The organism is Rhodococcus sp. KB6, from assembly GCF_001445685.1.
Classification (GTDB): domain Bacteria; phylum Actinomycetota; class Actinomycetes; order Mycobacteriales; family Mycobacteriaceae; genus Rhodococcus_F; species Rhodococcus_F qingshengii.
Window position 1 is genome coordinate 125,221 of record NZ_LNAK01000102.1, and the last position, 21,216, is coordinate 146,436.

At 61.7% G+C, this 21,216-nt stretch carries 22 protein-coding genes, 4 tRNA genes and 1 pseudogene; 1 reads left to right on the forward strand and 26 read right to left on the reverse strand.

Annotated features, from left to right (window positions below; all coding sequences use genetic code 11):
- Positions 1-39 precede the first annotated feature (39 nt).
- The 24 genes and pseudogenes from ASU23_RS14175 to ASU23_RS14290 all read right to left on the reverse strand — a co-directional run bounded on the left by ASU23_RS14175 (position 40) and on the right by ASU23_RS14290 (position 18,345).
- Positions 40-762 (reverse strand): hypothetical protein, encoded by a 723-nt coding sequence (locus ASU23_RS14175; protein WP_228232522.1) that lies wholly within the window; start codon positions 760-762, stop codon positions 40-42.
- A gap of 105 nt (positions 763-867) precedes the next feature.
- Positions 868-2,115 (reverse strand): MCE family protein, encoded by a 1,248-nt coding sequence (locus ASU23_RS14180; protein ID WP_003942085.1) that lies wholly within the window; start codon positions 2,113-2,115, stop codon positions 868-870.
- Positions 2,112-3,389, reverse strand: a complete 1,278-nt coding sequence (locus ASU23_RS14185) for an MCE family protein (RefSeq protein WP_042453094.1) — start codon at positions 3,387-3,389, stop codon at positions 2,112-2,114. Before ASU23_RS14185 ends, ASU23_RS14180 begins: the two co-directional genes overlap by 4 nt.
- Positions 3,386-4,639, reverse strand: a complete 1,254-nt coding sequence (locus tag ASU23_RS14190; RefSeq protein ID WP_003941941.1) for an MCE family protein — start codon at positions 4,637-4,639, stop codon at positions 3,386-3,388. The genes ASU23_RS14185 and ASU23_RS14190 overlap by 4 nt, the downstream gene beginning before the upstream one ends.
- Positions 4,639-5,634, reverse strand: coding sequence for an MCE family protein (locus ASU23_RS14195; RefSeq protein WP_003942053.1), 996 nt, complete (start codon positions 5,632-5,634; stop codon positions 4,639-4,641). Before ASU23_RS14195 ends, ASU23_RS14190 begins: the two co-directional genes overlap by 1 nt.
- Positions 5,631-6,710 (reverse strand): MCE family protein, encoded by a 1,080-nt coding sequence (locus ASU23_RS14200; RefSeq protein ID WP_003941932.1) that lies wholly within the window; start codon positions 6,708-6,710, stop codon positions 5,631-5,633. Before ASU23_RS14200 ends, ASU23_RS14195 begins: the two co-directional genes overlap by 4 nt.
- A complete protein-coding gene (locus ASU23_RS14205; protein WP_003942007.1) occupies positions 6,707-8,068 on the reverse strand; it encodes an MCE family protein in 1,362 nt (453 codons plus the stop codon). Before ASU23_RS14205 ends, ASU23_RS14200 begins: the two co-directional genes overlap by 4 nt.
- Complete coding sequence (locus tag ASU23_RS14210) at positions 8,065-8,925, reverse strand: ABC transporter permease (protein ID WP_003941894.1); 861 nt, start codon at positions 8,923-8,925, stop codon at positions 8,065-8,067. The genes ASU23_RS14205 and ASU23_RS14210 overlap by 4 nt, the downstream gene beginning before the upstream one ends.
- Positions 8,926-8,930: 5 nt before the next feature.
- On the reverse strand, positions 8,931-9,725 hold the full coding sequence (locus ASU23_RS14215) for an ABC transporter permease (protein ID WP_003942038.1): 795 nt from the start codon (positions 9,723-9,725) through the stop codon (positions 8,931-8,933).
- Between the two features lie 9 nt (positions 9,726-9,734).
- Entirely contained in the window at positions 9,735-10,856 is a 1,122-nt protein-coding gene (locus ASU23_RS14220; protein ID WP_024487305.1) for an ABC transporter ATP-binding protein, read from the reverse strand.
- Positions 10,857-11,115: 259 nt separating this feature from the next.
- Positions 11,116-11,502, reverse strand: coding sequence for a 50S ribosomal protein L7/L12 (rplL, locus tag ASU23_RS14225; RefSeq protein ID WP_003941857.1), 387 nt, complete (start codon positions 11,500-11,502; stop codon positions 11,116-11,118).
- Positions 11,503-11,580: 78 nt separating this feature from the next.
- Positions 11,581-12,165: a 50S ribosomal protein L10 gene (gene rplJ / locus ASU23_RS14230; RefSeq protein WP_003942074.1), complete on the reverse strand. Its 585-nt coding sequence runs from the start codon at positions 12,163-12,165 to the stop codon at positions 11,581-11,583.
- A gap of 418 nt (positions 12,166-12,583) precedes the next feature.
- A pseudogene (locus ASU23_RS14235) lies at positions 12,584-13,276 on the reverse strand (hypothetical protein).
- A gap of 151 nt (positions 13,277-13,427) precedes the next feature.
- A complete protein-coding gene (gene rplA, locus ASU23_RS14240) occupies positions 13,428-14,147 on the reverse strand; it encodes a 50S ribosomal protein L1 (protein WP_003941982.1) in 720 nt (239 codons plus the stop codon).
- Positions 14,148-14,256: 109 nt separating this feature from the next.
- Positions 14,257-14,691, reverse strand: a complete 435-nt coding sequence (rplK, locus tag ASU23_RS14245; RefSeq protein WP_003941896.1) for a 50S ribosomal protein L11 — start codon at positions 14,689-14,691, stop codon at positions 14,257-14,259.
- 66 nt (positions 14,692-14,757) lie between these two features.
- On the reverse strand, positions 14,758-15,594 hold the full coding sequence (gene nusG / locus ASU23_RS14250; protein WP_003942049.1) for a transcription termination/antitermination protein NusG: 837 nt from the start codon (positions 15,592-15,594) through the stop codon (positions 14,758-14,760).
- Between the two features lie 84 nt (positions 15,595-15,678).
- On the reverse strand, positions 15,679-16,182 hold the full coding sequence (gene secE / locus ASU23_RS14255) for a preprotein translocase subunit SecE (RefSeq protein WP_003942030.1): 504 nt from the start codon (positions 16,180-16,182) through the stop codon (positions 15,679-15,681).
- 31 nt (positions 16,183-16,213) lie between these two features.
- Positions 16,214-16,286, reverse strand: a tRNA-Trp gene (locus ASU23_RS14260).
- A gap of 173 nt (positions 16,287-16,459) precedes the next feature.
- Entirely contained in the window at positions 16,460-16,885 is a 426-nt protein-coding gene (gene hadB, locus ASU23_RS14265; RefSeq protein WP_003941909.1) for a (3R)-hydroxyacyl-ACP dehydratase subunit HadB, read from the reverse strand.
- The gene (gene hadA, locus ASU23_RS14270) at positions 16,872-17,426 is read right to left on the reverse strand and encodes a (3R)-hydroxyacyl-ACP dehydratase subunit HadA (protein ID WP_019744315.1); all 555 of its coding nucleotides are present in this window, start codon (positions 17,424-17,426) and stop codon (positions 16,872-16,874) included. The genes hadB and hadA overlap by 14 nt, the downstream gene beginning before the upstream one ends.
- An 86-nt stretch (positions 17,427-17,512) precedes the next feature.
- Complete coding sequence (gene rpmG, locus ASU23_RS14275) at positions 17,513-17,680, reverse strand: 50S ribosomal protein L33 (protein ID WP_003941903.1); 168 nt, start codon at positions 17,678-17,680, stop codon at positions 17,513-17,515.
- A 61-nt stretch (positions 17,681-17,741) separates the two neighbouring features.
- Positions 17,742-17,814, reverse strand: a tRNA-Met gene (locus ASU23_RS14280).
- Positions 17,815-17,859: 45 nt separating this feature from the next.
- Positions 17,860-17,932, reverse strand: a tRNA-Thr gene (locus ASU23_RS14285).
- 330 nt (positions 17,933-18,262) lie between these two features.
- Positions 18,263-18,345 (reverse strand) — tRNA-Tyr (locus ASU23_RS14290).
- 224 nt (positions 18,346-18,569) lie between these two features.
- Here ASU23_RS14290 and ASU23_RS14295 point away from each other — a divergent pair.
- Positions 18,570-19,061, forward strand: coding sequence for a YajQ family cyclic di-GMP-binding protein (locus ASU23_RS14295; protein WP_003941854.1), 492 nt, complete (start codon positions 18,570-18,572; stop codon positions 19,059-19,061).
- 71 nt (positions 19,062-19,132) lie between these two features.
- Here the strand turns inward: ASU23_RS14295 and htpX are convergent, their stop codons facing one another.
- Positions 19,133-19,996, reverse strand: coding sequence for a zinc metalloprotease HtpX (gene htpX, locus ASU23_RS14300; protein ID WP_007728460.1), 864 nt, complete (start codon positions 19,994-19,996; stop codon positions 19,133-19,135).
- A 153-nt stretch (positions 19,997-20,149) separates the two neighbouring features.
- Positions 20,150-21,199, reverse strand: a complete 1,050-nt coding sequence (locus tag ASU23_RS14305) for a polyprenyl synthetase family protein (protein ID WP_037129929.1) — start codon at positions 21,197-21,199, stop codon at positions 20,150-20,152.
- Between the last annotated feature and the right edge of the window lie 17 nt (positions 21,200-21,216).

A 21,216-nucleotide genomic window follows, 5' to 3' on the forward strand; every position in this document is an offset into this window, starting at 1 on the left:
CTTCTCCTTCGAGGGATGTCGGTGTGCAGGTTCGACGAACTACTGGCCACCGGAATCACCACCCTCGGTTGTCGGTGCGGGAGCACCGGAGGCAGGTGCCTCGGTCCCCGAACCGGGTGCGGGCGTTGCGTCAGGAGCAGGCGTGGAGCCGTCGGTGGCCGGCAGGGTGCCGGAGCCGAGATCGAGCCGAGAGCCGATCGGATCAGCCGACTGAGCCTTCCAGACCCCGTCGACCTCGACCATGCCCAGCCGCATGCCGAGCTGATTCTTGACGAACTGGTTGCCCTGGGTCGTGGTGACTCGAACGACGACCAGTGCCGTGGCGGTCCGGTCATCGGTATTGAGCTCGGTCAGCGCGGACTGAACGACTTCGGTGTCAGCCTTCGAGCCCGAGTTACGCAACTCGTCTGTGATGGAATCCTGAACGGTCTGCAGATACGTCGTCATCTCGTCACCGGTCACCGAAGAACGCATGTTCTCGATCGACTGGTCGAGATTGGCCGAATCCGCGTTGTTGAGGTTGATCGCGACTTGCTGCGCACCGATAAGCGCGTCGTCACGCATCTCGGCGGTGGTGCGGTCGGTGGTGAGCGCCCGAACGTACGGGACGCCGAACACACCGAGCGCAACCACGGCCGCCAGAAGCAAGACACCGACCGCAATCAGAGACGCTGTCAGCCCCTTCGGTCTACCGGTTGTCGGCGCTCCCGATTCCACTTGCTCGGGCCCGCCGGACTGCGGGGAACTGTTTCTCTGAATCACACTCACTACCCTACTTACCTGTTTTGCCCAGCCTCTGGCCGCGAATCGTCAACTGCCACAACTCAGTAGCCTGAACTGCACAAACTCGACCACATTCGGATCGGTCTACTTCGGTGTCACTCCGAGCAACGGCGCCAACTGCGTCGCGATCGGGTTGAGGTTCAACTTGTCCGGATCGACCTTCGGCTTGAAGTCCCAAGGCTGGATCGTGTCGGGATCGGCGTACACCACGCGGTTGGCACTGCGGACGCCCGTCTCGCTGCCCAGCGGCGTCTCACACGACGCGGCGGTGTTGAGCGGGAAGTCCTGCTGGGTGTCGTCGAAATTGGGATTCTGACGCTTCATCTCGTCCAGGATCGCCATGGTGCCTTCGTAACCCACCGTGCACGAGAGCGGATTGTTGGTCTCCAGCACCAAGCCCTGATGGACCGTTCCGTCGCCGGGAGCAACCGTCGGTGCGGCAGCGGCCAGACCGGGAAGGAAGATCAGGAACGGCTGCAGCGCGATCGTTCGCGGCGCAAGCGTCTTGGTGGTCGCGGCAAGATTGGTCAGGTCAGTCGTCAGGCTCGGGCCCGCCTCGTTGATGAGAGCACCGATCTGATCGCTGGCCGGGATGCCGTTGTCGATCAAGCGACGGATGTCCGGATCACTGGTCCGCAACTGCGCCGTGACAGCATCGAGATCGGTACTGAACTGCTTGATCGCGGAGGACTGATCCGACTGCGTCGTCAATACCGTCTCACTGTTCCGAATCAGCGCGAGCGTCTGAGGCAGAGTGTCGAGCCCGGACTGCGAGAGGCCGGACAGCGAATCGGCCAGGACCTGAATGTCCTCGCCCTTGCCGTTGAACGCTGCACCGAGTTCGACGGCGACGGTGTGGAGCGCGTCGACGGGCACGGACTTGACCAAGCCGTTGGCACTGGTCAGCACATCCTCAATCGGGATCGGAGTTGTGGTGTCCCCCACCGCGATCACCGAGCCGTCCTCGAGAAACGGTCCCTGGTCGGTATCGGGCTGAAGGTCGACGTACTGCTCACCGATGGCGGAGCGGTTGGCCACGACGGCACGGGCCGACGCGGGAATCTCCGGAGCACTGTTGTCGATCTTCAGGTCGACCTGAATTCCGTCCTCGGTCAACGACATGTCGCCCACTCGCCCGACCGGCACGCCGCGATACGTCACCTCGGCGTTGGTGAAAATTCCACCGGACGTGGCCAATTCGGTCTTGACCGTGTACTGACCGAACCCCATGAGGTTGTCCAGGCGCACGTACTTGGCGCCGACGTAGATGAGACCCAGGAGCGCAACCACGACAAAGCCGACGAGCTGCCATCTGACCAGAGCTGATCTCACTGTCCATCACCGCCGATTCCGAACTGTTCCAGCATTCCCTGGATGGGGTTGAGTGGGTTCGCCGCGGGCGCCGGCGTTGCCGGGTCACCCGCTGTTGTGGCGGGAAGGCCGGCGACAACGGGAACCTGCGGCAGGATCGGAGCGATCGGCAGCAGTGACACTGTCGGCCACCCCGGTCGCGGCCCGTTGCCGTTGTAGTACGGGTTGGAGGGGTCGACCACCGGCTTGGGATTGCCGAACTTGGGCTGGCGGTATTCCGGTTCTCCCTGCCCGACACCGAGACCCGAGAGTGTATTGCCGATCTGCAGGTCGACACTCAGGAAGAGGTTGACGGAACCACCCTGTGCAATCTTCTCGACACCGTCCGGGAACGGGAACGTCGGAAGGAACGGAAGTGCCCCCACGAAGTCGTCACCGGAGTCTGCGAGCGCCTGCAGCGTCGGACGCAGAGCCTGAAGATCAGCGATCAGATCGTCCTTGGACTGTGTGAGGACGTCGGTTCCCACTGTTCCGAGTCGATCCACCTGAGCGAGCATCTGCGTCAGCTGCGGACGCTGCTCGTTGAGAACCTGTGTCGCAACGGGGAGTTCCTCGAGAATCTTCCCGATCTTCTCGTTCTGATCGTTGACGCGAGTCGAGAGCACATCCAGGCCGTCGAGGGCGCGTGTGATGTCGTCACGCTGCTCGTTGAGTCCACCGATGAGTGTGTTCGCCTGCTCCAGAAGACTTCTCGTCTTGCCTTCGCGACCGTCGAACGCGGCACCGAGTTCTTCGACGATGGGCTGCAACTGGCCCACACCGCCGCCGTTGAGCAGCAGCGACAATGCGCCGAGAACCTGCTCGATCTCCGTGGCGTGGCGAGTGCGATCCAGCGGAATGAGGTCACCGTCGGCCAGCTTCGTAGAGTCCGGTCCGGACGGCGGGGCCGACAGCTGGATGAACTTCTCGCCGAGCAGGTTGGTCTGCTCGACCGCGGCAATTGCGTTGGCGGGCAGATCAACCGACGAGTCGAGGATGATTCCGACGTCCGCGGTCCATCCGTCCGGTCCGACCGACACGTCGTCGACTCGACCGACGGGAACGCCGTCGACCTTCACAGCGGACTGCGGAACCAAGTCGAGCACGTCGTCGAACTGAATGGTCAAGTGCATCGGATCGGAACCCACATCAGGACCGCCGGGAAGCGGGACAGCGTAGATCCCCTCGGACGAGCAGGCGGTTGCCGAGATCAGGACGGCGCACAATCCGGCGCCGACTATCAACGAACGCTTCACTCGCCCTCCCCGTTTCCACTGGTCAGTCGCGGTGACACGACGCCGGGCACAGTGCCCGGAACTACCTGCATCTGTCGTTCGGAACCGGCAAGGATGCCGAAGGGAAGGTTCAGGCCTGCAGCCTGATTGGCTGCGTCGGTCATCGCTGCGACGTTTGCGCACTGGTCGATGGCCGGTTGCATCTGCCGTCCCAACGCCTCGAACCGCGGATCACCGGGCAACAGTTTGCCGAGGTCCATCAACTTGCAGAGAACTCCGGCCGGGTTCTGAAGATCAGGGAACGCCAGACGTGAAGCCAGCACACCTGATTCGGCGTCGTACGAGTTGACCAGGTTGGAGATCGCCAACGGAAGCATGGTGAGCGTGTTGGCCAGGGCTTCCTTGTTGTTCGCCAATGTCTGTGTCGGTTCGACGAGACCTTCGGTTGTCTGGACCAGTTGATCGCGGTTGTCGGCCACGAACTTCGCGACGTCGCCGAGCGCAATCGAGAGCTGGTTCAGAGCGGCACCGAGATCGTCGCGCTCACCTGCCAGGAATCCGGTCAGGTCCGACAACTGCGTGTTGAACTGGCGCACCTGCTGATCGTTGGCCGCGAGAGCGCCCACAAAAGTATCCAGGTTCTTGATGGTGAGCGAGATGTTGTCACGCGAATCGTTGAGCGTCCGTGCGGCATCCGAGAGGTTGGTGATGCTGTCTCCCAACGCTTCACCGTTGCCCTCGAGGTTGGCCGCACCTGTCTCGACGAAATCGGACAGTGCTCCGTTCTTGTTGGCACCTTCAGGACCGAGAGCCGACGCGAGTTCGTCGATGCTGGAGTACAACTGGTCGACCTCGACGGGCGTCGCCGTCTTCTCGATCGGAATGACTGCACCGCTGGCCATCTTGTCGCCGCCGGTGAAGACCGGTGTCAGCTGGATGTAGCGGTCGGCAACCACCGACGGCGTGATCTGAGCGGCACTGGCACCCGCGGGAATGTCGATCCCACGATCGACACGCAGCTCGACCTTGACCTGATCTCCCTGGGGTTCGACGGATTCGACGGTGCCGACCTTGACACCGAGAACACGAACGTCGGAGCCGTCGTAGATACCCACCGACTTGTCGAAGTAGGCGGTGATCTTGGTGGTTCCGGCGCGAGTGAACACCCACCACAGCGCACCACCGATTACGAGTAACCCGATCAGAACAGCGGCGATGATCGCGACCGAGCGCTTCTTGGAGCCGCTTCCGGCTTCGGCAGTATCAGCCATCAGTTGCCTCCCAACGTGCGAACGGGGTCACGGTAGCCCGGAATGTCCGGCAGACCCGGCGGAAGGAGGTTCACGACGACCTGGTCGAACCAACGGCCGTTGCCGACCACGTTGGCGTACAAGCGAATGAAGGGTTCGTAGAGCTTCAGTGCCTTGTCCAAGTTCTCGTTGTTTGCCTTCAGGATGTCGATGACGCCGTTGAGCTGCGTCAGCGCCGGCCCGATTGCCGCCTCGTTGTCACGAACGAGACCGGTGAGCTGCTGAGAGACGCGCTGGGTTCCGGTGAGCAGCTGCGAAATCGCTTGCTGGCGATTGTTGAGCTCCTGCACCAGTAGTCCACCGTCTCGGATCAGCTGGGTGAATTCCTTGTTGCGGTCAGCAAGAATCTGCGACGTCTTCCCGGTGGCGGCGAAGAGCTTCTGCAAGTCCTGATCGCGGCTCGCGATCGTCTGCGACAGCCGACTGACACCGTCGAGCGAAGCGCGGACATCGCCAGGTGTCTCGGAGAATGCCTGGGACAACGTCTCCATGCTCTTCGCCAACTGGTCGGTGTCGATGTCGCCGACGGTGTCCGCCGCGGCCGAGAAGGCCTGAACGACGTCGTACGGAGAGGTGGTGCGCTCGAGCGGAATCCGATCCTTGGGATCGAGGTTGTCGGTTCCGCGCGGATCTAGTGCGAGGTACTTCTGTCCCAGAATGGTCTTGATCTGAATGGACGCAGAGGTTTGATCTCCCACCCACGCGTCACTGACCTTGAAGTCGACGAGAACACGGTCACCGTCGAGATCGACGGAAGTGACCTTGCCGACCTTCACGCCGGCGATACGAACCTCGTTACCAGGCTTGAGACCCGCGGCTTCGGAGAACTCGGCGGAGTAGGACGAGCCTGCTCCCACGAACGGAAGCGAATCAAGGAAGAACGCGGACAAAGTGGCCAGCAGCACCACGAAGATACCGATGGCTCCGGCCATTGCCGGACTGCGACGTTTACTCATCGACCTTGCAACTCCCTCATACCGTCTTGAGTGCATCGCGTGGCCGCATTGGTGTAAATCGGCTGATTGACCGTCGGCAGGCCGGTGGGCAGATTCAGCGAGGCAGACTGTCCTGGACCGGCAACGATGTCGATTCCGCACAGATAGAACTGGAACCAGGAACCGTAGCTCGCTACGCGTGCGAGCTTCTCGAGCTTGACCGGCAAGGTCTCGAGCACCGCGTTGACGTCGTCACTCCGACGATTGAGTGTGGTCGCCAGCGTGTTGAGTGCCGTGATCGAGCCCTGAATCGACGGCCGCGTCGGCTCGAGCAGGTCTGCCGTCGCGTCGGTCAGGCCGGCGAGTGAGGTGACGGCCGAACCGACCACCCCACGCTCGTTGGCCAACCCGGTGACGAGTTGCTGGGTGTTGACGATCAGTGAATCGAGGTTCTTGTCGTTCGCGTTGACGGTGTCGAGAACGTCGTTGAGGTTCTTGATCACCGCGCCGATGACCGCGTCCTTGTCCGCGACGGTGTTGGTCAGGCTCGCGGTGTTGCGCACGAGCTCACTGATGGTGCCCGATTCGCCTTGGAAGACCTGGATGATCTGGTACGACAGCTTGTTGACGTCGTCCGCGCTCAGGGTGGTGAACAGCGGCTTGAAGCCGTTGAAGAGTGTCGTGAGGTTGACTGCCGGGCGCGTCTGAGACAGCGGCAGGGTATCGCCGCCGGTGATCTTCTTGCCTTGGCTGCCTTCACCCTGCGAGAGCGAGATGTACCGCTGCCCCACCAGGTTGCGGAACCGGATGGTGGCGATGGAACTGGCCGGCAACCAATCACGGTCGGATACCGAGAACTGGACCTCGGCCTGGTTGTCGTTGACGATGGCAATCTTCTCGACCTGGCCGACACGAACACCGGCAATGCGAACCTCGTCGCCCTCGTTCAACGAAGTGACGTCGGAGAAGACGGCGTTGAACTTGGTGCCGCCACCGCCGCCGAGGTTGGCGATACTGGCTGCCAGCAGTCCTGTCGCCAGGACCGTCACCACAACGAAGATGATGAGCTTTGTCAGCGGAGCTGCGAGTCCTCTCATTGGACGCTCACCTCCGCACCTGCGAATGCCGGAGCGCTGACCATCGTGGTCCACGCCGGAACATCGTCCGGCGCAACACCGTTGGCCTGTCCGTAGATCACCTTCAACGTATCCTCTTCGAGTTTCGAGCCCGCGTAGCCGGCCTGCTGAGCCGGACCGCTGTTGTTGGTCGAGAACAACTGAGGTCCGGAGCCCTCGGGTGCAGGCAGGAATTCCATGGTGGCGGGACCTGGATTGCGGGAAGGAACCTGGTAGGAACCGTCACCGTACGAACCGCCGGGGTACTGCGGGAACGGACGACCGGGCTCGGTGACGTTGTCGTAGCAAACCGGGCCGCGGTTGTCGACGAGCCGTGGCTCGTCCTGGTTGGGCAGGTAGCGACCCTTGGGGTTCACGATCTGAATACTCGCACGCACACCAGGATTGGGCGCGTCGGTGGACAGGATCTTGGCAGCTTCCGGAGCGGTGTCCGAGAAGCCCTTGAACGTGCACCCGAAGGTCGGAGAGTACTGGGCCAGAAGCTGGAGAGCTTCCTTCGAATCCGCAGCGAGCGTGATGATCGAGGACGAGTTCGCTTCGAGGAAGGCTGCGGTGTCCGACGATGTCACGGTGAGCGACGCCAGCAGTGTCCGCAACTGGTCCTGCTTCTGCACCACCGTGTTACCCGTGGTCCGCAGATTGTCGAGAGCGTTGATCAGATCGGGCGCAGCGTCCGAGTACGTCTGGGAGAAGTCCGCGAACTTGCGCAGATCCTCTTGCACCGCGGGCAGTTCGGTATTGACGCCGCGGAAGATCTCCTCGAGACGATCGACCGTCAGACCGAGCTCGGCGCCGCGTCCCGTCAGACCCTGCGCGAGAGAACCGAGAGTGTTCGCCAGATCCTGCGGCGGAATCGCCTGCAGAAGTGGGAGCAGTCCGTCCAGAACGTCGCCGACCTCGACAGCATTGCCGCTCTTGTCCTGGTGGATCACCGTTCCCGCGGAAATCGGGGTCGCGGTGGTTCCCTCCGGAATGATCAGGGAGACGTAGCGCTCACCGAAAAGCGTCTTCGGGAGCAGACGCGCCGTGACGTTGGACGGAATCAGATCAGCCTTGTCCGGCTCGATCGCGAGGACCGAGGTGACCTGGCCGTCTTTCGTCGACGCGGATCGCACCTCGCCGACCAGCAGCCCACGGACCTTGACGTCCGCGTTGGGTGGCAACGCATTTCCGACTGTGTCGGTCACGAGGTCGATCTTCACGACGTCCTTGAACGTCTTGTTGAAGGTTCCGATGGTGAAGGCCAGGAACAATGCCAACACCACGAAGAACACGAGTCCGAGCACACGGCGGCGCAGGACTGACGGAGCCTCGATCATCCGGCCACCCTCACTGTCGTCGTGGTGCCCCAGATTGCGAGGCTGAGGAAGAAGTCGAGAACGGCGATCGTCACGATTGCGGCGCGAACAGCGCGGCCGACGGCCACACCGACACCTGCGGGACCACCTGAGGCATGGAACCCGTAGTAGCAGTGGATCAGGATCAGCACGAAGGCGAATACCAGGACTTTCGCAAACGAATACAGCACGTCCTGCGGTGGCAGGAACAGGTTGAAGTAGTGGTCGTACGAGCCCGTCGACTGCCCGTTGAAGACCGTGCTGATCACTCTCGAGGCGAGGTACGCCGCGAGTAGACCCACGATGTACAGCGGGATGACGGCGACGAAGCCGGCGATCATGCGCGTCGTGACCAGGAACGGCACCGACGGAACTGCCATGACCTCGAGCGCGTCGATCTCTTCGGAGATTCGCATGGCACCGAGTTGGGCGGTGAAGCCACAACCCACCGTGGCCGAGAGCGCAAGAGCCGCAACGATCGGAGCGATCTCACGGGTGTTGACGTATGCGGAGAGGAAGCCGGTCAGGACCGAGCTACCCAACTGCTCCAGAGCGGCGAAGCCCTGGAGGCCGACGACGACACCCGTGAATCCGGACATCATCGCGATGACGCCGATGGTTCCGCCGATCACCGCGAGCGCACCGCTACCGAAGGTCACTTCGGCGAGTAGTCGAAGCGTCTCCTTCCGGTACCGATGCAGCGTGCGAGGGGTCCACGCGATGGCGCGCGCGTAGAACGACATCTGCTCGCCCGCGCGGTCCAACGCGTTCACTGGAATTCTGGCTACTTTGCGACTCTTCAGCAGGAACTGATCGCCGCGGCCTCGTGCGATGGTCATTTAGGTCAAGATCCCTTCGCCGGCACGATCTGGAGGTACACCATCGTCAGAATCAGATTGGCGAAGAACAACAGCAGGAACGTGATGACGACGGCCTGGTTCACCGCCTCACCGACGCCCTTCGGGCCACCGGACGGGTGGAGTCCCTTGTACGCGGAGATCACACCAGCGATGACACCGAACACCGCGGCTTTGATCTCACCGCTCCAAATGTCCGGTAGCTGCGCAAAAGCTGAGAACGACGAGATATAGGCACCGGGGTTACCGCCCTGCAGGATCACGTTGAAGAAGTAACCACCCGCGATACCGACGACGGACACCAGTCCGTTGAGCAGAACAGCGATCAGCACCATCGCGAGTACACGCGGAACCACCAGGCGCTGAATCGGATTGATTCCGAGGACTTCCATCGCGTCGATCTCTTCGCGAATGGTTCGAGAACCGAGGTCGGCCGTCACGGCCGATCCGGCCGCACCGGCGACCAACAATGCTGTCACCAGAGGGCTACCCTGCTGGATCACCGCCAGGACGCTGGCAGCGCCGGTGAACGATTCTGCGCCCAACTGCTTGATCAGCGAACCGGTCTGCAGTGAGACGACGGCGCCGAAAGGAATGGCTACCAATGCCGTCGGCAAAATTGTCACGCTGGCGATGAACCAGGCCTGCTCGATGAACTCACGGAACTGAAATGGACGCCGGAACGTATTCCTGACGACGTCGACAAACAGTTCGACGATGTTTCCGGCCTGAGTTAATGCTCCGTTGACCGGACTCAGAACCGAGTTGCGGGTAACCCCCATCCGATATGCCTACCCTTGCCCGTGTGTCGTGTTTCCGTAGGGATCGCCCTCGTATGCAGGAATGACCTGCGTGTCTTGCGAGTTGTCGTTCCACTCCCCCTGATAGCCGCTCGCGTCGGCGTACTGGGGAGCGTACTGCCCAGTTCCGTCAACCTCGTCAAGGCTGTCCTGAATTGCCGCCTGAGCGTTAGCTGGGAGGGTGTGCATGATCTGACGGACGCGCTCCTGGCGACGACGAACAGCCTGACGCTCCGGGTTTCCGGGGGTGGCCTTCATCTGCGGCACGATGCCCTCGACGTCGTCGACACCACCGGCGTGGTGACCGGCGTCGACGAGCGCCTGCTCGTGCGCCATCTGAGCCTCGTCCTTCTCCTCCGACATACCGATCGGACCGATCATCGTTCCGTTGAGGAACTGCTTGACGACGGGCTCGTCCGAGGTGAGCAGCACCTCGCGAGGACCGAACATCACCAACTGACGACGGAAGAGCATGCCGATGTTGTCCGGCACCGTGCGTGCGAGGTTGATGTTGTGCGAGACGATCAGAATCGTCGCGTCCGACTGGGCGTTGATGTCGATCAGCGTTTGGCTGATGTACGTCGTACGCACCGGATCCAGACCGGAGTCGGGCTCGTCGACGAGGATGATCTCGGGATCGAGAACGAGTGCACGCGCCAGACCGGCACGCTTGCGCATACCGCCGGAGATCTCACCGGGAAGCTTGTCCTCGGCGCCGACCAGACCCGTGAGGTCCAACTTCTCCATCACGATCTTGCGGATATCGGATTCCGACTTCTTGGTGTGCTCACGAAGCGGGAAGGCGATGTTGTCGTACAAGTTCATCGAGCCGAACAGTGCGCCGTCCTGGAAGAGAACGCCGAACAGCTTGCGGATCTCGTAGAGCTCCTTGGAGGAGCACTGCAGGATGTCCGTGCCGTCGATGACGATGGAGCCTTGTTCAGGGCGGAGCAGTCCGATCAGGGACTTCAGGAACACCGACTTACCGGTACCCGAAGGCCCGAGCAGTGCGCTGACCTCACCCGCGGGAAGTGTCAACGACACGTCCTGCCAAATCCTCTGCGACCCGAAAGACTTTGTCAGTCCTTGTACCGCTACCTCGACTCCCACCATTACCTCCGCGACGTCCGTTGCATGCATGCACCCGTGTGGGTTGGGTCACTCTATCGCATGGGAGTGGTACCCGTGACTGCGAATACTACTAACGAGTAGGGAAGAAGCATAATTCAGATCACAGCCTAGTTCGGACACCCCTCCCACCTGCATGAATTCCGGCATATCACCCGCGAAAAAAGTTCAAAAAAAGAGGGCCACTCCCCGTGGGGAGTGGCCCTCTTCGTTACTACTCGCGAAGAGCAGCGGGAAAACCGTCTTACTTGATGACGATCTTTGCGCCGGCAGCTTCGAGCTTTTCCTTGGCAGCCTCTGCGGCGTCCTTGGCAACCTTCTCGAGGATGGCCTTCGGAGCGCTCTCGACGAGGTCCTTGGCTTCCTTCAGGCCGAGGCCGGAAACGACCTCACGGACGACCTTGATGACCTGGATCTTCTTGTCGCCAGCCGACTCGAGGACGACGTCGAACTCGTCCTGCTCTTCAGCAGCTTCTGCGCCGGCAGCCGGTGCGCCTGCAGCGGCGACGGCGACGGGAGCAGCAGCGGTGACCTCGAAGGTCTCCTCGAATGCCTTAACGAACTCCGAGAGCTCGAGGAGGGTGAGCTCCTTGAACTGGTCCAACAACTCTTCGGTGCTGAGCTTCGCCATTGTGGCGGTCCTTCCTGTAAGTCCCATGTCGCTGATCCGCGACCGGGCGGGGTTATAGCAGTGATGCGCGGGTGCGGATCAGCTTTCGGCTTCGGCCTCGGCCGGAGCCTCGGTGGCAGCCTCTGCGGGGGCCTCTGCGGCTCCGCCTTCTGCAGCCTTCTTCTCCTGCAGGGCAGCGGCCAGACGGGCCATCTGCGAAGCGGGAGCATTGAACAGGCCTGCGGCCTTTGCCAAGTTGCCCTTCATCGCGCCGGCAAGCTTTGCCAACAGGATTTCGCGGGATTCGAGATCCGCGATCTTGTTGACCTCTTCCACGGACAGCGCAGCGCCGTCCATGTAGCCGCCCTTGATGATGAGCGCCTTGTTGTCCTTAGCGAAGTTCTTCAGAGCCTTCGCAGCGTCGACCGGTTCGCCCTTGATGAATGCAATGGCGGTCGGACCAACGAACAGGTCATCAAGGCCCTCGATGCCAGCCTCTGCGGCGGCACGCTTGACCAGGGTGTTCTTGGCGACGGAGTAGGTGGCACCTTCTCCGAGAGCGCGTCGCAGTGTCGTGATGTTGCCAACCGAAAGGCCACGGTATTCCGTGACCACAGCGGCGGTCGAACCCTTGAACTGCTCGGTGATTTCCGCAACTGCGGAAACCTTCTCAGGCTTTGCCATACTTCGCCTCCTCTCGTGACAGTCGTTGTCCCACTCAGGAACCGCTGCACCTCATCGGGGTGAACCCGAGAAGACACAGTCCGCGACATGCAAAACGCCCCGGCGCAAGCGCACGGGGCGTACAGAGGAAACATGAAGAAGAGGCTTACGAATCAGCGTAACGATGCAAAGCGAGGCAGTGCATAACCAGCAAACTGTAGAACCACTACATCAAGCTATCCCCCTACCTCGTTCACCTACGTGGGCCGCCGGGCACCCCCGGACTTTCAACCACACCCATCACTGAGTGCAATCACCAACGGTCTTGGGTAGAACATGATTTTGGGGTGAAGTTCATATCCAGCACTGAACTCCGCGTCGAAGACTACCTGACTGCTCGCTGCACAACCAAATCGGGTTCGTCACGCACCCGGTTTCTTCAAGCACCGATAGCCCTGGCGATCTTGTGTTCGATTGCTGCCCGAGCTCGGTCCGGCAACACCAGCAGTCCATCGAGTTCCTTGTGGGCCTTCCGATACGCACTCTGACGTTCCTGTGGCGTCGCGCCCTCGTCCATGGCCAGTCGCAGCAGACGTTGCGCCCGTACCAGGCGTTCTTGTTCGTCGAGGGTGAATCCGCTCCGTCGGCGGCGCTTCGCCTCAGCTTCCGCGATTTCGAAGGCGATCGAGTAAGCGTGCACCTCCTCGCGGTACTCGGTTTGTGCCTGCTGGTTGCCGATCATCGTCTCCGGATTGCCTGGGCGAAGCAGATCGGCACGATATTTGGCTCGATGAAAATCGGCCGTCAAAGGCTCACGCATGTCCGTCATCATCGGAGTGTCGAGCAGTGTGACCGGATCGAGCTCGTACGAGAACCATCGGGCGTCGACCGCATCGTGCTGCTCGATTGCCTTGGCCAGCTCTCGGCGCTGTGTTTCTTCGTCGGCGTGATGTTGTGCGTTGGCCTGCGCGATGGCGACCTTGGTCTACTGCTTGAGCCGGAAGCGCTCTTGCCGGCGCTCGATCCGCCTTTCGTTGGCAACCGCGACACCTTTCAGCGCCCCACCGATGGTGCCGCCGAAAACGAAGATCAGCCACCAAAAGTTTCCGAGGAACTGGAACGCTTCGTGCATACCCCGATGATGCCACCGTTAGATCGATACCACCGTTGGACCGATACCACCGTTGGACCGATACCACCGGCAGGGATCACACTCTCCCGAAACGGCAAGAAGGCCGGCAGGGAGTGATCCCTGCCGGCCTTCTTGTTCGTATGCGGACTGCTTACGCGTCTGCAGCATCCTCGAGGAGGTTGCGAGTACGGTTCGGATCCACCGGGATGCCCGGACCGGTGGTGGTCGAGACCGTGATCTTCTTCACGTAGCGACCCTTGGCCGACGAGGGCTTCGCACGCAGGATCTCGTCCAGGGCTGCGCCGTAGTTCTCCACCAGCTTCTCATCGTCGAACGATGCCTTGCCGATGACGAAGTGCAGGTTGGCCTGCTTGTCGACGCGGAAGTTGATCTTTCCGCCCTTGATGTCGTTGACAGCCTTGGTGACATCCGCCGTGACGGTGCCCGTCTTCGGGTTCGGCATCAGGCCACGCGGTCCGAGGACACGGGCGATGCGGCCGACCTTGGCCATCTGATCAGGAGTCGCGATTGCGGCGTCGAAATCGACCCATCCACCCTGGATGCGCTCGATCAGGTCTTCTGCACCGACTACGTCAGCGCCTGCAGCCTCGGCTTCTGCTGCCTTCTCGCCAACAGCGAACACGATGACGCGAGCGGTCTTACCGGTGCCGTGGGGCAGGTTGACCGTTCCGCGGACCATCTGGTCAGCCTTACGGGGGTCGACGCCCAGACGAACTGCAACCTCAACGGTTGCATCCATCTTGGTGGACGACGTCTCCTTGGCGAGCTTTGCAGCCTGAAGCGGGCTGTAGAGCTTGTCTGCGTCGATCTTCTCAGCGGCGGCGAGGTACGCCTTGCTGCGCTTTGCCATTTGTTCTGTCCTTACTTGTCACTGCAGCGAATTACCTGTGCAGTGGTGAATGGTTCAGTTGTGGTCGGGGCCTGGCCGGCCCTCCCACGTAATGCTGTGGAGCGGACTATCAGCCCTGGACCGTGATGCCCATGGAACGAGCGGTGCCGGCGATGATCTTCGCGGCCTGCTCGATGTCATTGGCATTGAGGTCTTCAGCCTTGGTCTTCGCGATTTCGCGCACCTGATCCATGGTCACCGAGGCAACCTTGGTCTTGTGCGGTTCGCCGGAGCCCTTGGCGACGCCGGCTGCCTTGAGGAGCAGCTTGGCGGCGGGAGGGGTCTTCAGCTTGAAATCGAAGGTCCGGTCTTCGTAGACCGAGATCTCGACCGGCACAACGTTGCCGCGCTGGGACTCAGTCGCCGCGTTGTAGGCCTTGCAGAACTCCATGATGTTCACGCCGTGCTGACCGAGCGCGGGACCCACGGGAGGTGCAGGGTTAGCCTGACCTGCCTGGATCTGCAGCTTGATGAGCCCGGCGAGCTTCTTCTTCTTTGGGGGCATCTCTAGTTCCTAGTTTCTAGCTTGGGTGTGTGTCTTGCGTCGAACAAATTGCAAGTTTTGGGGTGGTCAGATCTTCGCGACCTGGTTGAAGTTGAGCTCAACCGGGGTTTCACGACCGAAGATCGACACGAGAACCTTGAGCTTCTGCTGCTCGCCGTTGACCTCGCTGATGCTGGCCGGAAGGGTTGCGAACGGGCCGTCCATGACGGTGACCGACTCGCCGACCTCGAAGTCGACCTCGATGAGGGGCTTGCCGAAGGACTCGGACGGTGCCTCGCCTGCTGCGACGGCGGCCGCTGCAGCCTGCTGCTTCTTCTGCTCCTGCTGCGGGAGCAGGAACTTGACGACCTCGTTGAGGGTCAGCGGCGAGGGACGCGACGTGGCACCGACAAAACCGGTGACACCAGGCGTGTTGCGCACGGCGCCCCACGACTCGTCGTTGAGCTCCATGCGAACGAGGATGTATCCGGGCAGAACCTTGCGGTTGACCTGCTTGCGCTGGCCGTTCTTGATCTCGGTGACCTCTTCGGTGGGAACTTCCACCTGGAAGATGTAGTCGCCGACATCGAGGTTCTGAACGCGAGTCTCGAGGTTGGTCTTGACCTTGTTCTCGTAACCGGCGTACGAGTGGATGACGTACCAGTCACCCGGGGCGCGGCGCAGCGCAGCCTTGAGTTCGGCAACGGGATCCTCGACCTCGAGCTCGGCGGCGGGAGCGGCCTCGTCGGAGTTCTCGGCATCGTCGGAGATGACGTCCTCGGTCGCTGCAGCGTCTGCATCAGTGCCTTCGGCAACGTCTGCATCGGTGCCTTCGGCAACCACGACGTCTACTTCGGCTGCCGCCTCGGCAGAAACACGCTCTTCGGCCAAAGCCTCATTCGTGTCGTTCTCGGGGGTGCTCACTGGGGCACTCGCTTCCTCTCGTTACTCGGACCCGGGTCGGGTCTTGTCGCGCTCGCAGGCAAAGACGCCCGACTGCTACGGCGATCAGCCGAACAGCCAGGTGACACCCTTGATCACAGCGATATCGACGCCGCTGATGAAAGCGACCATGAAGACCACGAACGTCAGCACGACGCTGGTGTAGGTGATCATCTGCTTGCGGTTCGGCCAGATGACCTTACGGAGTTCTGCGATGACCTCGCGGAAGAATTTGCGCAGGCGCTTGAAGATGTTGTCCTTCTTCGCCTTGGGCTTCTTGCCGGGGTTCGTTGCAGTCGGCTTGGCCGAAGATGTCCGGGATGCCGTCCGGGCCGGAGTCTTCACGGTGGACGCGCTGACCGAGGCGCCGCGTGCAGCGCGCTTGCCGGTCGGCTTGTTGGAAACCCCACTGGATGCGGAGGGAGCCTTTTCGGCACCGTCCTTGTCCAACGAAAGATCGGAACGCGTAGTCGCGTCAGCTGCAGTGTCGTCGACACCGGTCGAATCGGCAGACGGTGAAGTCTCCGCATCCGAAGTGTCGGCGTCGCGCTTGGCGCGCTCCTCGCTCACGTCGTTCCTCTCAGTCGCTGGCATCCGGGGGCAGGGGCGACAGGACTTGAACCTGCAACCTGCGGTTTTGGAGACCGCTGCTCTGCCAGTTGAGCTACGCCCCTTTGGTTGACCTCGACAGGTAGACCCTGCCTGAATCAACCGTTCTGCGATCACACAACATACGCGCTACCCGAGGTGAATGTCTTGCAACATTCAGGGCAGCGCGCAGCGCTGAGGAATCCCAGAAATCTCAGTGTACTTCAAAGCCCCGGAACAAACACAATCCGCCCTGCGATCAGGCTAGACGGACCGTGGCAGTGGCACGACCGAAGATCTTCTTACCTTCGGACTTGGCCACAATTGCCAGTACTGCGGTCTTGCTTTCTTCGTCGATCGACTTCACCTTGGCGGTGAACTCGATCTCGGCAGCCTTGTCGGCTGCCACGATCACCGGGCTCGTGAACCGTACGTTGTACTCGGTCACTGCGCCCGGATCTCCCAGCCATTCGGTGACGTAGCCGGCACCGATGCCCATGGAGAGCATGCCGTGCGCGACGACGTCCGGCAAGCCGGCAAGTCGTGCGACCTCGTCACTGAAGTGAATCGGATTGGGATCTCCCGAAACACCCGCGTAGTTGGCGAGGTTTCCACGCGTCAGGGTGACGGACTTCTCAGGGAGAAGTTCGCCGACACTCACGTCGGAAAATTTACGAAGCGACATGCATCATCACGTCCTTGACTGCGTGGGCGATGTTCTCGTCCACTTCCCCACCCGTTCGAGCAACAAGCGTCGTCCACGTGGTGACGACGGCTTCGTCGTTCTGATCGGTGATGATGTTCTTGGTCACGATGATGTCGCTACCTGCGGCCTGCCTGAACGAATCCAGGAAGACGTCGCAGAAGAGTCGGTCACCGACCTGCATGGGCTTGTGCAGCACCAAGCGCTGATCGGTCTGAAGAATCTGACTCAGGTCGTAGCCTGTGACGATCTCTTCGAACAGACGTCGCTGAGCGATGGCACCCACGATGGCGACGAACGTGATGGGAGCGATCAGGCCGTCGTATCCGAGGCCCTTTGCTGCCGACTCGTCGTAGTGCGCGGGATGGGCGTCCTGGACGGCGCGAGCGAACTCGCGCACCTTCTCGCGTCCGACCTCGTAGAAGTCTTCGACACGATAGTGGTGACCGACCATCTGGACGGCATGAGCGGCCGGGTCCGTAGGGACCTCGGCCGCTGCCTGGTTCTCTTGCAAATCTGTCACGCGGTGAGACTCTCTTCTTGCTAGGACCCGAAGACGCAGGCCCAGAGAGGGTCTTCCGCGAAAATCGTCGTCCTGTTAAGGACTTACTACTTCGACTCGCGATGCGACTGGTGGGTTCCGCAGTTGGGGCAGAACTTCTTGAGCTCCAGGCGATCGGGGTCGTTGCGCCGATTCTTCTTGGTGATGTAGTTGCGGTGCTTGCATACCTCGCAGGCCAAGGTGATCTTGGGCCGAACGTCGGTCGAGGAGGCCACGGGATGCCTTCTTTCGGGTGTATCTGATTACGAGCAATCAGGGTGGATCATGCATATTGTGTAGCGGTGACCGGACTTGAACCGGCGACGCAACGATTATGAGTCGTTTGCTCTACCAACTGAGCTACACCGCCTCGGTGTCGAGTGTCGCGCGGAAAGCACGGCACCACAATCCAGCGAGCCCCCTAACGGAATCGAACCGTTGACCTTTTCCTTACCATGGAAACGCTCTACCGACTGAGCTAAGGGGGCGTGGCTCAGGAGTGCGTTGCCGCTCTCTTGAAGCCTCCGAAAGATTACACACGAACGAGCGCCAGCACCAAATCCGCTGGTCATCGGGGCAAAAATGGTGCCGGAGCCCATTGTTGCACCGATCGGGGCCGCTGGCGAGGGCTTTGCGGGAACCAGCTCGACCCTGCACTCCCCCTGAAACCATCCCCCGGTGCCCATCCCGAGGCCCCTGAGCCCCCGACACCCCTGAGCCGAAGCCGGCGCCTGCGTCGCCAACGCGCGCTCGACCTCGGTACACGCACAAAAAAGTCAGCCCCGACTCTCGCGAAGAGAATCGGGGCTGACTTGGTGTGGCAGATGTAGGATTCGAACCTACGTAGGCATAAGCCGACGGATTTACAGTCCGCTCCCATTGGCCGCTCGGGCAATCTGCCGTGCTTGCACCAGGCTTCGATCCGGCGCATTCGCAAGTATATCGCGACGTGCGGCGGCCGAAAACGGCTTCCTCGGTGCGGTGAGAAGAATACAACGAACACACCCCCATTTTGCAAACCGGGTGGTAACGGGCGGTGCCGACCCGATAACGTCGAGGTGTCCACCGGTATGGAAGGTGGGCGGAACTCGATGTTCGTGAACTACCGGAAAGCGGGAGTGTGAAGTGGCTGATTCGTCCTTCGACGTGGTGAGCAAGGTTGACCGTCAAGAGGTGGACAACGCCCTGCATCAGGCTGCCAAGGAGTTGACCACGCGTTTCGACTTCCGAAACACGGGAGCGTCGATCGAGTGGTCTGGTGAAGAGACGATCACGTTGAACGCCGACACCGAGGAGCGACTGCTGGCCGCCCTCGACGTGTTCAAGGAGAAGTTGATCCGTCGTGACATCTCGCTGAAGGCATTCGATGCCGGCGAGCCGGCGCAGTCCGGAAAGATCTACAAGCTGTCCGGAACCTTGGTCCAGGGCATCAGCAGCGAGAACGCGAAGAAGATCACCAAGAAGATTCGCGACGAGGGCCCCAAGGGCGTCAAGGCGCAGATCCAGGGTGAGGAACTTCGTGTGAGCAGCAAGAAGCGCGACGACCTCCAGGGCGTCATCTCCCTGCTCAAGGGTGAGGACTTCGGGATCGCCCTGCAGTTCGTGAACTACCGGTAGTAGGGGCTGCGCCCCTGTGCGCCTTTTTGGTAGTTCCGACGACCAGAAAGGCTCACAGGGGCCGAAGGCCCCTACATCCCCGCCATCTTCTCCAAACGCTCGATCCGGTCCGCCATGGGCGGATGCGTCGAGAACAGCTTGCTGACCTTGTCCCCCGCCCTGAAGGGGTTGGCGATCATCAGGTGGGACTGCGCCGCGAGCTTGGGCTCAGGCGGCAACGGCGCGGCTGCGACGCCCGACTCGAGCTTGCGCAGCGCCGACGCCAACGCCAGCGGGTCACCGGTGAGCTCGGCTCCCGATTGATCCGCCTGGTACTCGCGAGAGCGCGAAACGGCCAGCTTGACCACGGTTGCCGCGATCGGTCCCAGCAGGGAGACGAGCAGCAGCGCGATCGGATTGCTTCCCTGCCCGTTCCCTCGGCCGCCGAAGATGCTCGCGTACATCGCGAAGTTGGCCAGGCCAGAGATGACGCTGGCCATCGCGCCGGCCACGGACGAGATCAAAATGTCCCGGTTGTAGACGTGGGAGAGTTCGTGCCCGAGCACGGCACGCAGTTCGCGTTCGTTCAGGATCTGCATGATGCCGCTGGTCACGCACACCGCGGCATGCCGAGGGCTACGACCGGTGGCAAACGCGTTCGGGGCGTTCGTGGGGCTGACGTACAGCCTGGGCATCGGTTGGTGCGCCGTCGTGGCGAGTTCGCGCACGATCCGGTAGATCGCCGGTGCCTCGACCTCGGTGATGGGCTGGGCGCGCATCGATCGAAGCGCCAGCTTGTCGCTGTTGAAGTACACGTAGGCATTCATGCCGACGGCAAACAGAACGGATCCCCACAGAAGGAACGGGCTGTTGAACAGCGAGCCGATGAAGACGATCAGCGCCGACATCCCCACCAACAAGCCGAATGTCTTCGCACCGTTCGCGTAGCCGTGCAAACCGCTCACCTCTTGCCTCGCTGGAGCCGAAGGCTCACCCGAACTCCCCGGTGTATGCACCGGTTCTGTTCAGTCAACGAAGGACAGGGGCATCAGGGTTCCCACCCAGTGACTGTCGGGGTTTCCACCCGGTAGCCCCGATTCGCCGAGGTGTCAGCCGACTCGTTCGATCGTGTAATCGACGAGACGCACGAGCGCTTCGTTGGCCGGTCCCTGCGGGAGCTCAGCCAACTGAGCTTTCGCCGCGACGGCATACTCGCCGAGCTTTGCCTTCGCCTTGACCATGCCCGGCGAACGCTCGAGCAGTTCGAGAGCTTCTTCCACCAGGGCATCTTCGGTAACCGGGCCCGCGAGAAGCTCCCGCAGGCGATCTGCGTCGGCCCCTTCTTCGCGGAACGCGTACAGGACGGGCAGGGTGTGGACTCCCTCGCGCAGGTCGGTGCCGGGCGTCTTGCCGGACTGCGCCGAGACGGACGAGATGTCGATGATGTCGTCGGAGATCTGGAACGCGGTGCCGACGGCGTCACCCAGGCGCTCGAGGCGCTCGATGTGAGCTGCGTCGGCGCCGGAGAAGGTGCCGCCGAAGCGTCCCGAAGCAGCGATCAGCGAACCGGTCTTCTCCCACACGACCTTGAGGTAGTGCTCGACCGGATCCTGCTCCTTCTTGACACCGATCGTCTCGCGCATCTGGCCGGTGACCAGTTCGGCGAATGTTTCGGCGATGATCCGAACGGCCTCGGGTCCGAGCGTCGACACCAGTCGTGATGCGTGCGCGAACAGATAGTCGCCGGCCAGGATCGCGACGCTGTTTCCCCAGCGGGCGTTGGCGCTGGGTGCTCCGCGCCGCATGGACGCCTCGTCCATGACGTCGTCGTGATAGAGCGTCGCCAGGTGAACGAGTTCGGTGACAGTCGCTGCGGTGATGATCGACGGATCGTTCGGCACCGGTCCGAGTTGCGCGGTCAGGATCGTGAACAACGGACGGAAGCGCTTTCCACCAGCTCGCGCGAGATGCAGCGCAGCCTCGGTGAGGAAGTCTTCTCCGTCGGACAGCTCGCTGACCAACAACTCTTCGACATCGGAGAGTCCACCACGCACTACTGCGGCGAGCTGTTCGTCGCCCAGGTCGATGCCTGCAACGACGGTGCTCGATGCGGTTGCGTCGGCAGCAGTCTTTTCGGTGCTCACGATGTCAGTACCCATTCCTGTCGTCAGTGACG